General features: G+C 45.4%; 9 protein-coding genes and 1 riboswitch. Of the genes, 5 read left to right on the plus strand and 4 right to left on the minus strand.

Annotation, left to right across the window (positions count from 1 at the left end; all coding sequences use genetic code 11):
• Positions 1-5: 5 nt before the first annotated feature.
• Entirely contained in the window at positions 6-398 is a 393-nt protein-coding gene (locus tag L5M29_RS05385; protein WP_028761125.1) for an H-NS family nucleoid-associated regulatory protein, read from the minus strand.
• Between the two features lie 310 nt (positions 399-708).
• Here L5M29_RS05385 and L5M29_RS05390 point away from each other — a divergent pair, with 310 nt between their 5' ends.
• The 3 genes from L5M29_RS05390 (at position 709) to L5M29_RS05400 (ending at position 4,325) form a co-directional block, all read left to right on the plus strand.
• On the plus strand, positions 709-1,458 hold the full coding sequence (locus L5M29_RS05390; RefSeq protein ID WP_028761124.1) for an electron transfer flavoprotein subunit beta/FixA family protein: 750 nt from the start codon (positions 709-711) through the stop codon (positions 1,456-1,458).
• Complete coding sequence (locus L5M29_RS05395; protein ID WP_028761123.1) at positions 1,459-2,385, plus strand: electron transfer flavoprotein subunit alpha/FixB family protein; 927 nt, start codon at positions 1,459-1,461, stop codon at positions 2,383-2,385. It abuts the gene before it with no gap.
• Between the two features lie 95 nt (positions 2,386-2,480).
• Positions 2,481-2,677, plus strand: a riboswitch (Lysine riboswitch).
• 79 nt (positions 2,678-2,756) lie between these two features.
• On the plus strand, positions 2,757-4,325 hold the full coding sequence (locus tag L5M29_RS05400) for a Na+/H+ antiporter NhaC family protein (protein WP_113940981.1): 1,569 nt from the start codon (positions 2,757-2,759) through the stop codon (positions 4,323-4,325).
• 143 nt (positions 4,326-4,468) lie between these two features.
• Here the strand turns inward: L5M29_RS05400 and L5M29_RS05405 are convergent, their stop codons facing one another.
• Together L5M29_RS05405 and L5M29_RS05410 are read right to left on the minus strand one after the other, a co-directional pair.
• Entirely contained in the window at positions 4,469-6,619 is a 2,151-nt protein-coding gene (locus L5M29_RS05405) for a M3 family metallopeptidase (protein WP_263166619.1), read from the minus strand.
• Positions 6,620-6,823: 204 nt separating this feature from the next.
• Positions 6,824-8,923: a multiheme c-type cytochrome gene (locus L5M29_RS05410; RefSeq protein ID WP_168824357.1), complete on the minus strand. Its 2,100-nt coding sequence runs from the start codon at positions 8,921-8,923 to the stop codon at positions 6,824-6,826.
• Positions 8,924-9,465: 542 nt separating this feature from the next.
• Between L5M29_RS05410 and L5M29_RS05415 the strand changes: the two genes are divergently transcribed.
• Entirely contained in the window at positions 9,466-10,062 is a 597-nt protein-coding gene (locus L5M29_RS05415) for a thymidine kinase (RefSeq protein WP_028761119.1), read from the plus strand.
• A gap of 369 nt (positions 10,063-10,431) precedes the next feature.
• Positions 10,432-13,509 (plus strand): transglycosylase domain-containing protein, encoded by a 3,078-nt coding sequence (locus L5M29_RS05420; protein ID WP_105252041.1) that lies wholly within the window; start codon positions 10,432-10,434, stop codon positions 13,507-13,509.
• A gap of 151 nt (positions 13,510-13,660) precedes the next feature.
• Here L5M29_RS05420 and L5M29_RS05425 read toward each other — a convergent pair whose 3' ends face one another.
• Positions 13,661-14,872: a PQQ-dependent sugar dehydrogenase gene (locus tag L5M29_RS05425; protein ID WP_263166622.1), complete on the minus strand. Its 1,212-nt coding sequence runs from the start codon at positions 14,870-14,872 to the stop codon at positions 13,661-13,663.

A 14,872-nucleotide genomic window follows, 5' to 3' on the forward strand; every position in this document is an offset into this window, starting at 1 on the left:
TTGGATTAGATTAAGAAATCTTCCATAGAACGACCTTTGTTGATCTCGTTCTTAAATACGGTAGGCATACGGCCTTGGCCAGTCCATTGAACCATTTCACCGTCAACTTCAATTTGGTATTTGGCTGGACGAGGAGCGCGTTTCTTCGCAGCAGCTTTAACAGCTACGCCACCTAAGTCATCAATTGATAAACCAACGGCTTCCATTTGTTGACGGATTTCTTCAATCTTAGCATTACGAGCTGCCATGGCTTGTTCTTCTTCCTCAGCCATAGACTCGCGTTCTACTAAAATTTTATCTAATTTGTCGGCTAAATCACGTAACTCTTCAACGCTAAGTTCTTTTACTGCAGCTTTAAAACGACGGCCGTGAGTTAATATCTCTAAAAATTCGCTCATATCTATTTTCGTCCCACTCTATTTTTAATACAGGATAATGGTGAACAACACCTAAATGATAGAAACTAATATAGCTCGAATCAAATAAAATTATGCGTTTTAAGGAAATTAAATATTATTTATTTTTTGAACTTTTCTTATTCCCTCAAATAAGTGTCCAAAAAAGTGGCCGTTGCAGCGGATTAAAAAATACAAACAGGCGTTTGACTTCGGTTGACGTTAACGTTAACAGGACGTAAAGTTGCTCTATCCTGCATTGGTATTAACCAATGTTTTGTCCATGTACATGAAAGTGTAGGAAGGAAACCCTATGAAAGTATTGGTGCCCGTTAAGCGCGTTGTTGATGCCAATGTGAAGGTCAGGGTCAAAGCTGACAATACAAGTGTTGACACTGCAAACCTAAAAATGGCGTTGAACCCTTTTTGTGAAATCGCAGTAGAAGAAGCGGTTCGTTTAAAAGAAGCGGGTAGCGCTACTGAAGTGGTTGTTGTCAGTATTGGTAATAAAGCCGTGCAAGAACAACTGCGTACCGCGCTTGCATTAGGCGCAGATCGTGCAATTCATATCGATACTGAAGAAGAGCTCGTGCCAGTGTCTATCGCCAAATTGCTCAAAGCGGTACAAGACAAAGAACAAGCAGAGCTGGTGATTTTTGGTAAGCAATCCATCGATGGTGATAATAACCAAACTGGCCAAATGTTTGCCGCGTTAATGGATATGCCACAGGCGACCTTTGCTTCAGAAATCAAATTAGAAGCGAATACATTACAAGTCACCCGTGAAATTGACGGCGGCATGCAAACTCTTAAACTGCCTTTACCTGCTGTTGTGACCGCCGATTTACGTTTGAACGAACCCCGTTACGCTTCATTGCCTAACATAATGAAAGCTAAGCGTAAGCCATTAGAAGTATTTACTGTGGCAGACTTAGGCGTGACGTTAAAGAGTCACCAAACGATTGTGAAGGTCACTCCGCCAGCTGAACGTAAAGCGGGCATCATGGTAGCGTCGGTAGCTGAGCTAGTTGAAAAGTTAAAAAATGAAGCGAAGGTGATCTAAATGGCCATTTTAGTATTAGCTGAACATGATAATGCTGCACTGAAACTCGATACGGCAAAAATTGTTACCGCCGCCCGTGCCATAGGCGATGAAGTACATGTCTTAGTTGCGGGTCACCAATGTGGCGCGGTTGTCCAAGCGGCACAGGCACTACAAGGCGTTAGCCAAGTACTCGTTGCCGATGCCAGCGTGTATGAAGCGCATTTAGCAGAAAATTTTGCCAAATTGCTGGTGGACTTAGCGCCAAACTATGGTCACATTCTGGCCTCGGCTTCAAGTTTAGGTAAGGACACGCTTCCGCGCGTTGCGGCATTATTAGATGTCGCGCAAATCTCAGAAGTTATTACCGTTGTCAATGCGGACACCTTTGTGCGCCCTGTGTATGCGGGTAATGCCTTAGCGACAGTGCAAAGCCATGATGCCATTAAAGTGATGACAGTGCGCGCCAGTGCGTTTGACGCTGCGCCAGAAGGTAACAGTGCAGCTGTGACGACACTCGATAAAGTGTTTGAAGCGAGAACTCAGTTTGTTTCTCAATCGCTGACAGTTTCTGCCCGTCCAGAGTTAGGCAATGCTGGCATTATCGTATCTGGCGGCCGAGGCATGGGCAGTGGTGAAAACTTCGGCATGTTGGAGCAACTTGCTGACAAGCTAGGTGCAGCAGTTGGCGCATCACGCGCTGCAGTTGACGCAGGTTTTGTGCCTAACGATTTACAAGTGGGTCAAACCGGTAAAATCGTTGCGCCAAACTTGTATATTGCCGTCGGTATTTCTGGCGCGATTCAGCATTTAGCCGGCATGAAAGACGCTAAAGTCATCGTTGCAATCAACAAAGATCCTGAAGCGCCGATTTTTCAAGTTGCCGATTATGGACTCGTTGCTGATCTGTTTGAGGCGGTTCCTGAGCTGATTACAAGTCTCAGTTGATTTTATCTGTGATCTAGGTCACATTAAGTGGCTTTGCGGTAGCATCTGCTAAGCCGCTTATGTTTTTATGTGCCTCACGCCCGTGCAAGGGCGTTCTTAGAAGTAGAGGCGCGCCAAATATTAGTAGTGATCAGTAGGGTGATTCCGTTGATCGATTGCGAAAGGATTTGGTGCCGAAGTGGTTCGATTTATCACGATCAACTGCTGGGGTTGTACCTAATAGGTGCAGCACTGCCATAGTATTTTCCGATATGGATATTGGGAATAGTTACTATGGAGCGCTACTGATAGGACAGGTGACCTTGGGTATCTATTGCCTTTTCCCACCAGTTCAGTCGCCCTCCATTCGTATTTAACGAAGATAATAATCAATGACTGTTATGAATTATGCCGATTCGGCACTTTCCTTGTTGCCGCCTGCGGTGGCTATCGTGTTGGCGATATTGACTCGCCGTGTACTGTTTTCTTTGGGGTTAGGTATTTTAATTGGTGCTTTATTGCTCAATCAATTTTCACCTTTAGCAACGGGTGAGTTTGTATTTAATGGCGTTAAAGGGCTTTTTTGGACTGATAAAGGTCTAAATTCGTGGAACTTATATATTCTCGGTTTCTTAATTGTACTGGGAATGATTACAGCGTTAATTACCGTAAGTGGCAGCGCGCGGGCTTTTGCCGATTGGGCTCGTTTACATATACGTAATAAACGTGACGCTAAACTATTGACCATGTTTTTAGGTTGCGTAGTTTTTATTGATGATTATTTCAATAGTTTAGTTGTTGGTTCGGTCGCTCGACCTGTTACCGATCGTTATTATGTTTCCCGCGCGAAGTTAGCTTATTTATTAGATTCTACTGCCGCGCCTGTGTGCGTTATTTCTCCAGTTTCGAGCTGGGGCGCTTATATTATCGCACTCATTGGCGGGATATTAACTGCCCATGGTTTTGCTGATACGGGTCATTTGAGTATTTTTATTCAAATGATCCCAATGAACTTTTACGCAATCTTCTCCTTGTTATTATTACTTTTTGTTGTCTTTATGGGATTAGATGTTGGGCCAATGCGTGAGCATGAGCTCAATGCCCAACGTGGTAATTTATACGATGAGTCTAAAGGATTACCGCCTGGGGCGAACGCGGATTTACCTGAAGCCGAAACCGGTAAGATTTTAGGTCTGTTCCTGCCGATTACCGTGTTGGTATTTGCAACCCTCTATTTTATGATTAACAGTGGCGCTCAAGTACTCGCGGCGGAAGGGATTGAATTTAATATTATTTCTGCTTTTGAGAAAACCGATGTCAGTTCATCACTTTTCTTTGGTGCATTAATTGGTCTAGCGGTTTCGCTGATATTGAATTTAGTGCAAGGCGTTGAGAAATTGATGATAGTCAAAGGTATAGTGCAGGGCGCTCGCTCTATGCTGCCGGCGATTTACATCCTGTTATTTGCTTGGACAATCGCAGGGGTGATTGGTCAACTCGAAACCGGTAAGTTTATGGCGAGTTTAGCAACAGGAAATATTCCGTTCGCGTTTTTACCCGCCTTAATGTTTGTGCTAGCAGGTATTACTGCGTTCTCAACCGGTACTAGCTGGGGGACGTTCGGGATCATGTTGCCGATTGCTGCTGATATGGCGATGGGAAGCCACACTGGCATGATGTTGCCTATGCTTGCCTCTGTGCTGGCGGGGGCTGTATTTGGCGATCACTGCTCGCCAATTTCCGACACGACTATCTTGTCGTCTACGGGTGCTAGTTGCCACCACATCGACCATGTGGTGACTCAACTACCTTATGCACTCATTGCGGCGTTTATTAGCTTAGTGGGTTATGTGGCACTTGGATTTACCGAGTCTGTTGTCGCGGGTTTAGTGGCTTGTAGTGTGGCATTTGTGATCAGTATTATCGTACTTAAAATCAAATCGAAAGGCGCAATTAGCTAGACGTTAATTGAAACCTTTCACTGCAAACGTTCACGACAAATAAGTCAAAATAAATCAGCCAGCATTATGCTGGCTGATTTTTTGGTTAAGGCTGAGTTTGTCTTTATCTTTAGCCTATCGCATTAAGGCTACCAACTCTTAGCTTAGCGTGCTTGATCTAGACCGCGGCGTTTAAGTAAGCCTTCCGTGGTTGGCTCTTGTCCGCGGAAGTTTTTGTAGGCGTCCATTGGCGCTATGCTATTACCCACTTCACGGATCGTTTTGCGGTACTTCATGCCGATTTCACGATTGAGCCCGCCTTGGGTTTGTACATAGGCAAACGCATCCGCCGCTAAAATCTCACTCCACATATAAGCGTAATAACTTGCCGAGTAACCGCCGGGGAAGGCGTGGGCAAAATAGGTCGACTTATAACGCGGAGGTACGGCACTGATGTTTAAGCCGTGCTTTTTCAGGGCATTGGCTTCAAAGGTTGGTACATCTTGCAGCGGCGTCTCTGGGCTTAATGAATGCCATTCCATGTCTACTAATGCGGCGGCCATGTATTCCAGAGTGTCAAAGCCTTGGTTGAAGCTGCCAGATTTCAGCAGTTTTTGCAGCAGTTCATCGGGAATGGGTTTGCCCGTTTCATAGTGTTTCGCGTAGTTCGCTAACACTTTTGGATGGGCGGCCCAATCTTCTTCAAACGTCGATGGAAATTCGACAAAGTCGCGTGAAACCGAGGTACCCGCCAGACTTGGATAAGTCACTTTAGAGAACATGCCGTGGGTGCCGTGACCCATTTCATGGAACATAGTGGTGACTTCGTTATAGCTGACGAATGTGGGTTGACCTTCGGGCGCTTTCTTTATGTTCATCACGTTGACGACCACAGGTTTAGTGCCTTCGAGGAAGGATTGACCGACGAACGAACTCATCCAAGCGCCACCACGTTTACCTTCACGGGCAAAATAGTCGGCGTAGAAAATGGCCATGCTTGAGCCATCGGCATCAAACATTTCGTAGGCTTTTACATCGGGATGGTAAACCGGTAAATCTGGGCGTGGTTTTAAGGTGACGCCATAGAGTTCTTTGAGTGTGTAGAATACGCCGTCTTCGAGCACGCGGTTAAATTCGAAGTATGGGCGAATGCTATTGGCATCGAGAGCGTATTTTTCTTGGCGGACTTTTTCTGCGTAAAACTCCCAGTCCCACGGTGCCAGTTCAAATTTCCCACCGGTTTTAGTGATCATGGCTTGAATGTCGGCCGCTTCTTTCTCTGTGTTAGCAACTACCGCAGGCACCATTGAACCAAACATGCTGTAAACCGCTTCGGGTGTTTTGGCCATTTGCGGTGCTAATCGATAACTTGCCCAGTTTTCATAGCCTAATAGTGTTGCGCGCTCGGCTCTGAGTTTCGCTAAACGAGATACGAGTGACGCAGTTTCGTTTTCACCAGTTAAGCCACGGTTCGCTGAGGCTTCCCAAATACGCTGGCGTAGCTCACGGTTTTCCAGTGATGCCAACACAGGTTGGCGAGTGGTGTTGGTGATGTTAATCAGATACTTGCCATCGTGACCTGCCGCTTTGGCATCGTTCGCGGCTGAAGCTATTTCACCGTCGGTTAATCCAGCAAGTTCACTTTTTGAATCCACCACAACGGCGATTTCTTTGGTTAAGCGTAATAAACGCTGAGAGAACTCATTCGTTAGTGTTGATTGTTCTTCATTTAACGCGCGGATTTTAACTTTTTGTTCATCGGTAAGTTTAGCGCCAGCCATGATAAAGCGTTGGTGATACACCTCAACCAAACGCACGGCTTCTGGGGTTAACCCTAAGTTGGTGCGGTCGTTATAGATGGCTTCGATACGGGCAAATAGCGCTGGGTTTAAGTTGATATTATCTGAGTGGGCCGCCATTTTTGGCGCCATTTCGCCTTGGATTTTACGCAGTTCTGGATTGCTATTCGACCCTGCTAAATTATAAAACACGCTTGATGCACGGTTGAGTAGGGCGCCGCTTTTCTCCATAGCCACAATCGTATTATCGAAGGTTGCTGCTGCCGGATTATTGGCTATTGCGAGAATTTCTTGGTACTGCTCTGCCATGCCTTGCTCTAGGGCTGGCGCGAAGTGCTCATTCTTGATGAGGCTAAAATCAGGGGCTTGATACTGCAGGTTACTGGCTTGGAACAGCGGGTTTTGGGTTTGTACCGAGATAACGTTAGGTGCTTTAGTTTCTGTGCTGCTGCAACCTGCCATGAATCCGGCGGTGAGAGTGGCGCCGATGGCGATGGCAATAAAACTTTTACGCATAATTGAGTGACTTCCTTTGAATTGTTGTTTTTTTAGGACTGTAACGTTAGTAACTTAAATAGGACTGAAAATGGCTTGTTATCGGGTAATGTCTAAGTAAAAAAGGAGCCTCGCATTAGCGAGACTCCTTTGGCTATTTCCTTGCAGGGAAAATAGGTACCGCTTTTTACTTACTTCTTAATCACGCGATGATGAGATGATTAATTAGCGAGTAAACTTGTGGTATTTATCAATACCAGAACTTCTACCTGTGTCATGACATACTGCACAGGATTCAGAGGTCGGTTGTTTAAACCAGTCAGCAACCTTTGGTATGCTGATTTCACCACCGTTGCTTGCCATATGCGCCTTAGCTGAATCGCTAGTGTGGCAGGCATAACAGTTAGCGGTGACTGGGCTTGTCATTTTGCTACCTGGCTCAGCGATGTATTGATTTGGCACTTTGCTTAAATCAATCGCTTTTTCATGACAGGCAACGCAGCTAGTAGAGGCTTCAATCGCGCCTGCACCGTTAGCGGTTTGCGCTTGAGTTCCATCAGCTTTAACTTCACCGACTTTAGCGCCATTACCCCAGTGCCAGCTGTGCACCATAGGACCAAAACCTGCGCCTAAGGCTGCTGAAGTACGTTCCATGCCGTTGTCATGGCAGGCGATACAAGCTTTACCACCTTCATCGAAGGCACCATTTTTGTGGAACGCAGTGGCATCGTTGTGACAAGTAGTACAGCTGTTAGTACTCGCTATCTCACGACGTTCGAAGCCAGAGACCTTTTGAGTGGTGACAGGGTTAACGACATCTGAGTAAGCCGTAAAGGATATGCCCATAGAACCATCATAACCTGTCGCTCTTAGGCTGCCATTACTTTGGTAGCGTTGCTTGCCATCATATTCCATCCAACCAGCGGTACTGAATGTCACGCGGGCAGAATAAACATAGTTAGCATTCACTGCGCTGATATCTGTCAGTAAATGACAGATATTTTTAGTGCCGTCAGTGTTGTAACCATAGTAGTAGTTAGTACGGTTACCTGGGCGACCCACTAAGCTGCCATTTTCATAGGAATGTAAATAAGCGCCCGCATAAACTACGGGTTTCTTAGCGTCATATACTAGCGGGCTAGAATAGTTAAAGTTGTCTTTAATGCTAAAGACGTTACCATCGGTGTCTTTCACTGTCAGTGTTGTACACCAGCCTGGGGCGGTTACTGCTGCCGCAGCACCTGTCGGCGCATAGTGGTCTGTCTTGGTAGAAATATCATCTACTTTAACAGGTGTTGATAGACTTAATTTATACTTAGCGCGAATCGCTTGGCGTTCGGTTATACCCGCTTTGCTTTCGTGCATAATGCGCAGATCCGCACCATTACTTGGGATAATAGCCCCTGGTACGCCACCACTGTCATGGCAATCAATACAACCTGGTCCAGCTACGTTGATGTTTTTAGGTGCTTCAACGTGACAAGATGTACAGTTTTGTACTGAAAAGTCTTTAGTAAAATCTTGGTGATTGATATGACCAATTTTAGATAGGGTGTTTGTCGCATAGCCACCCGTAGAGAAACCTTCAGCATTGACAACTGCGCGGCTAACTGAGCCGTGGCACACTAAACAGCCTTCCACGAAGGTGACTTCGCTGTCCATGCCGGTAGCGACATAGCTTGCATGACGACGAGGGCTTGTTGAGTAGTCGATATGGCAAGAGTAACAACTATCAGTTGTGGTTGAATGGGTGCCTTCAGGTTTGTTAACGACCAGAGGTTTGGAGGTCGCAATACCATTATTACCACCGACACGTAACCAAACGATACCTTCAGTGCTTGGATTAACCCCTTTCATTGGTACTTTAAATTGGTAATGACCATCAGCTAAAGCGGTCAATTCAGCGCCGACGGTTGCTTGAGTTGCTTCACCGCCAATATGGACGTTATCTGCAACACCATTTTTATCAGCTTCGGTGCGGTTAGTGATGAAGCCTTTATCTGTTAGTGCCGCCACTTTGGCTTGAGCATTTAACAGTCCGTTGATTAGGTTATTGTTTTCATCTGTAATTTCAAATTCGTAAGTGATACTGCCTTCGCCAAAGCTATAGTTGATCACTTTGACGTTAGTCATAGTAGAACTGGTGACAGGGGGCGGTGTTCCAGGCTCACCGGGTGTTCCAGGTTCACCAGGTGTTCCAGGGATACCGGGCGTTCCTGGTGCTCCATCCACACCATCTTTACCATCATCGCCGCAGCCAACAAGGGCGCCAGTTAGTGCTAAGGCAACTAAATATGCCAGTTTTCTAGAGGTGAAAATTCTCATCATAATCTCCATTTGATCCAATATGCGAATAAAGGACGGAGTGGAGCACTAAAGTTTGCAGGGTAGATTAGTGCTTTGACCGTTGGTCTCAATTTGCAAGCTATCGAATACTTTTCTTTTTTTAATTGAGCACGTTTTGTCTCGAATGAAATATTACTGTTAACGCTATGTTTATTTTTTGAGCGAAAGCCCATTTATACCTATTACTTTGGAGGTAGATCACACTTTTTAAATTTAACTTTTACTAATTTTTCCTTATGAAACAACATTTAAGTTTCAGTTAAGCTTTCATTAACAATTGAACGGCATCGGGACGTTTTTTTATGTTTTTTGCAGGGAAGAGTATTAAATGAAGTGGACTAGAAATATTTCAGGAGGCGATTGGGGATTAAAATGATTGATAAGTTGGTGTCATTGCAGAATTTCATGATAAAAGCTTAGCGGCTGCTAGTGTTCTGATGTGAAGCGCAATGTTAGACTAGCGCTCAATTTGGCTCTGGTAGCAGACGCGTAAGCGCTAACGTTTTTAAAGGGTATAAGTCTTGGCTCAATTGTATTTTTATTATTCGGCAATGAACGCGGGTAAATCCACTTCCCTATTACAGTCATCCTATAACTACCGTGAACGCGGTATGAATACTTTGGTCATGACAGCCTCCATAGACGACAGATATGGCAAAGGTAAAGTGGCCTCACGTATTGGCATTGAAACCGAAGCACAGGTATTTAGTAGCCAAGATGATTTGACTCAAATGATTAGCGATGTGCATCAAGCCACGCCATTAAGCTGTGTGCTAGTGGATGAGTGTCAGTTTTTGAGTAAAGAACAGGTTAAGCAGCTGACGCATGTGGTCGATAATATTGATATTCCTGTACTCTGCTATGGCCTAAGAACGGACTTTCAAGGCGAACTTTTTAGCGGCAGTCATTATTTATTAGCTTGGGCCGATAAATTAGTTGAGTTGAAGACTATTTGTCATTGTGGGCGTAAGGCTAACATGGTGGTGCGTCTTGATGGTGAAGGCAAGGTGATGCGCGAGGGTGAGCAAGTGGCGATTGGCGGTAATGAAAGTTACGAGTCTGTCTGTCGCAAACATTTTCGTGAATTTATCTGGGATGCGCATGAATATGTGGGATGAGGCTTCGTTAATCGCGTGTGATTATTGAGCGACTCATTCTTTTTGTGCGACTTAAATTAGCTCGTTTTGTTTTTAAGTCATACTGTCAGTTGCCTTAATCGCTGAAAATACCTTGATATCAACAAATTAATATTTGGCAAAATGTACTATCAGCTTAACATTAGTATTGATTAGTGGCGGTTGTGGGTCACAGGCACCCTTCTTTACAGTGAAGTTAGGTTTGATAAAGTGTGGAACATAATGGGTACTAAGACTAATTAATAGAGCCGGATAATGGCTAGATGAGTTTGATATCTTGCTTTACTGAGTGGCAACGGATTTGCTGAGTTGCATGAAAGATGAATATTTTAGTGTTTTTTTGGAGCTGTTTTGCCTAATTCCACATCAGAGATGAAGTTCGAAAATTATCGTCCTCGTCCACCACAACCTGAGCCTAAAGCTAAGGTTAAGCCGCCGCGTAAAGCCAGATCAAAGGGCAGGGTCTGGTTCTTATTTTTTATTCTGATTTGCTGCGCTGCATTGCTGATTGGACTTGAGGTTAAAACTTCGTTTTATCAAGCAAAATTCATCAATCAATATGCTAAGACGCTCACCTATGAATTAGAAAGCTCACCGAGCCAAGCGGTTATTTATCCTAGTTATGGTCCTTTCGATGAGCGCCATGGCTACAGTAAGTTACCTCAGTATATTGATAGGTTATTGCAACGGAATTTTCAGGTCACGCAACAAGTGGCGTTTTCGCCAGCGTTGCAGGAATACGCTCAACTTGGATTTTTTCCGCCTTACCACGAAAAGGCGCAATCTGGGTTGACGCTGCTCGATTGCCGCAATACCGATTTATACGAATTTGCCTATCCTAAACGGGTTTATCAGGACGACGATAAGATCCCCAATGAAATCGTTAATACTTTGCTGTTTATTGAAAACCGCGAGTTATGGACGACGGAAGAGAAACTCAATCCTGTGATCGACTGGCCACGTTTTGTGGTGGCAGGCATGAGCCAAATTGCTGAAATGGTTGGTATGAATGTCTCTACCGCGGGTGGCAGTACACTCGCGACTCAGATTGAGAAATTCCGCCATTCTTCCCAAGGTTTAACCTTGAGTATTAAAGATAAGTTACTGCAAATTGGCTCGGCCAGTGTGCGCGTGTACCAACAAGGTGAAAACACTGAACCTGCTCGTAAGCGCATCGTTCAAGATTATCTGAATACCGTGCCATTATCTTCGGCGCCAAATCATGGCGAAGTTCATGGTATTGGTGATGGATTGTGGGCGTGGTTTGGTACCGATTTTGATACTGCAAACAAGTTGTTAGCATCGCCGCAGATCAAAGGTAATGCCACCAAGCGCGGACAAGTATTCCGACAAGTGGTTGCCTTGATGATCGCCCAACGTCGTCCGTCCTACTATCTATTGCAAGGTCATGAAGATCTTGAAAACTTAGTCGATAGCCATATCCGTTTACTCGGCCAGTATTATTTGATTGATCGTGGCCTACGTGATGCTGCACTCGCGCAGAAATTGCAGTTTAAGGTCGCTAAGCCGCAACGTAATACCCAATCTGGCGCAGATAAGGGCGTGAACACAGTTCGCATTCGCACCGCAGGCATGTTAAATGTGGGGCTGTATGATTTAGACAGGCTCGATTTGACGGTCAATAGTAGCTTACACAGTGACTTACAGCAGAAAGTCAGTCACTACTTACGCAGTCTGGCGCAAGTGCCTACCGCGGAGAAAGTGGGTCTGCTTGGCGAACGGTTACTCGACCCAAGCCAACTGCAAAACGTACTGTATAGCTTTACGCTTTATGAGCGCACTGAGACCGCCAACCGAGTTAGAGTGCAGACGGATAGTACCGATCAGCCTTTTGATATTAACGAGGGCAGTAAGTTGGAATTGGGCTCAACCGCTAAATTGCGGGTGATGGCGACCTACTTAGAAATCATTGCCGAGATCCACGACAAGTATTCCAAGAAACATGGGATTGAATTGGAATCCATCATTATCGAACCTAGGGATCATTTAACCCGTTGGGCGATTGATTACTTGATTTTAAATCCCGACAGACGTTTAGACCGCATGTTAGATGCGGCGTTACAGCGAGAATATTCGGCCTCAACCAGTGAACAGTTTTTTACCGGTGGTGGGTTGCATGTGTTTAATAACTTTAAAAAAACAGAAGATTTAAAAACGCCAACACTTTACCAAGCCCTGCAGGATTCGGTTAATTTGCCGTTTGTGCGCCTCATGCGCGATATCGTGAATTACAGCAGTAGTATGCAAAACGAGGGTAATATGGCCCAGTTGCTGCGTAATGATAAAGATCCGCGCCGTGACGAATATCTGCGGGTATTTGCTGATAGAGAAGGTAATACCTTCGTTACTAAGTTTTATCGTAAGTACAAAAAAGTGGCTGCGAATGAGCGTTTCGACATGTTTTTTGACGGTTTGTCCCAGTCGGAGCAGCAGTTGACGGCGGCGTATCGCTATTTACTGCCCGATGAACCTATGGCGGCATTTAAGGCTTTCTTGAAGCAAAGATTGCCGCAGGTGAGCTATACCGATGGTCGTATTAAGAGCTTATATAACAAGTACGGTCCGGATAAATATAATTTGCCAGATCAAGGCTATATCGCACGGGTGCATCCCTTGGAATTGTGGGTGCTGGATTACCTTAATCATAATCCTGATGCCAACTTGAACGATGTTAAGCAGGCGAGTGAAGCACAACGTCAAGAGGTTTACCGTTGGTTGTTTAGGACGCGGCATAAAAACGCCCGTGATGTACGAGTGCAAGTGATGCTTGAAGTTGAAGCCTTCCTCGACATACATCAACGTTGGGCGCGTTTAGGTTATCCCTTTGATTCTATGGTGCCATCCTTAGGCTCAGCACTGGGTAGCTCGGGTGACCGACCCGCAGCCTTAGCCGAGCTGATGGGCATTATTCAAAACGACGGCTATCGTTTGCCCACAGTGCGTATCAATCAGCTGCATTTCGCCGCAGATACGCCCTATGAAGTGAGATTACAGAATCAGAATACCCAAGGTGAGCGGGTAATGCGCCATGAAGTAGCACAAGCCTTAAAAGCAGCGCTGGCGAACGTAGTGCAAAACGGCACCGCACGTCGTTTAAAAGGCATTTTTACCGATGAAAAAGGTGGCATGTTAGCCATAGGCGGGAAAACCGGCACCGGTGATAACCGTATTGTGACTCAGATGCAGCAAGGTAAAAAAGTGGCGACTACGGCGATGAACCGCACCGCGACCTTCGTGTTTTATCTAGGTGACAAATACTTCGGTACTTTGACCGCCTTCGTGCCAGGCAGTAAATCCGATGATTTTAGTTTTACTTCGGCGCTGCCATTGCAGGTGATGAAGGGCATGATGCCTATTTTAGCTCCCTATGTACAAACCGAGCAGGGCATGTGTGTGGTGAACGAATAAAGGCATGAATTAAGTGCCACGCCAACGACAAAGAGTGTTCCTGATGAACACTCTTTGTCGTTTTAAGGCTTAAATTCTCTATCGATTGAGTTTATTGCTGTGGTTAACATGGTTTAGTTAAAGCACTGTGATAAAAGTGCAGCGATTAAGATTACTGCGGTGATAACTGGTAAATTTTTGATTTAGCTTCATCGGTTACGAGATAAATCAGTCCATCTGGCCCTTGCACGACTGAGCGCAATCTTTGCCCTAATTCAGTTTTCAGTAGCCGCTCTTCTTTAATAATCTTGTCGCCATCAAGTACTAAACGCACTAGTGTTTTTTCCTTTAGGCTGGCGAGTAATAGATTATTTTGCCACTGTGGAAATTTATCACCTGTGTAAAACATAAAGCCCGCCGTGGCAATCGAGGGAACCCATTTGTAGACGGGTTGCTCCATTCCCACCTTATGGGTGCCTTCGCCGATTTTGCCGCCACCATAATTCTCACCATAGGTAATCACTGGCCAGCCATAGTTTTTAGCCGCTTGGTCGATATTGAGTTCATCGCCGCCCTGGGGGCCGTGCTCGCCCGTCCACAATACTTTGCCGATGGGATTAATCGCCGCGCCCTGCATATTGCGATGACCAATAGACCAGATCTCGGGTAAGGCGCCAGCCGTATTGACGAAGGGGTTATCCTGAGGCACTGAGCCATCGGCATGAATACGCACGACTTTGCCTAAATGATTGTCCAATGTTTGGGCGCTATCTTTTTCGCTATAGCGATCACCGAGTGTGATAAACAGTGTGCCATCAGGCGCCCACACTAAACGAGATCCAAAATGGTGGCCGCTGTTGACTTTAGGTTGTTGACTAAAAACGCGGGTGAGATTTTCAAGCTTGTTACCATTGAGCGTGGCAAAACTGACCGCTGTGCTATTGAGCTCACTTGCATCACCTTCAGCGGGTTCTGAATAACTGAAATAGATTTTTTTGCTGCTGGTAAAATCTGGCGCAAGCACGACATCAAGTAAACCACCTTGACCTTTGGCATACATAGGCGGTAAACCCGTTAAGGGTTCACCCACTTTGCCTACGGTGCTGACAATGCGCATTCTGCCAGCTCGTTCAGTCACGAGCATACTGCCGTCGGGTAAGAATGCCATACCCCAGACATTCTCTAACCCTTGGGCTATGGTTTTTACCTGAATATTACCCGTTTCCGTTTTGACGCTAATGGTCGCTGCGCTAGCGGTTTCGGTGTAAATAGCCGGTGAGCATGCAATAAGACACAGGGCAAGATTTAAGGTGCTTAGCTTCAAGGTCTTTGGTATTAATTTACTCAGTCTCAAGGTCCTCAGTTTCAAGGTCATCAGTTTCAT

Origin of the sequence: Shewanella sp. SM95 (assembly GCF_025653595.1) — a bacterium.
Lineage (GTDB): Bacteria > Pseudomonadota > Gammaproteobacteria > Enterobacterales > Shewanellaceae > Shewanella > Shewanella oncorhynchi.

Coding starts and splice junctions, on each gene's coding strand:
- L5M29_RS05425 (WP_263166622.1), bottom strand. CDS start 14,872: ATGAAACTGATGACCTTGAAACTGAGGACCTTGAGACTGAGTAAATTA.
- L5M29_RS05410 (WP_168824357.1), bottom strand. CDS start 8,923: ATGAGAATTTTCACCTCTAGAAAACTGGCATATTTAGTTGCCTTAGCA.
- L5M29_RS05390 (WP_028761124.1), top strand. CDS start 709: ATGAAAGTATTGGTGCCCGTTAAGCGCGTTGTTGATGCCAATGTGAAG.
- L5M29_RS05385 (WP_028761125.1), bottom strand. CDS start 398: ATGAGCGAATTTTTAGAGATATTAACTCACGGCCGTCGTTTTAAAGCT.
- L5M29_RS05395 (WP_028761123.1), top strand. CDS start 1,459: ATGGCCATTTTAGTATTAGCTGAACATGATAATGCTGCACTGAAACTC.
- L5M29_RS05405 (WP_263166619.1), bottom strand. CDS start 6,619: ATGCGTAAAAGTTTTATTGCCATCGCCATCGGCGCCACTCTCACCGCC.
- L5M29_RS05400 (WP_113940981.1), top strand. CDS start 2,757: ATGACTGTTATGAATTATGCCGATTCGGCACTTTCCTTGTTGCCGCCT.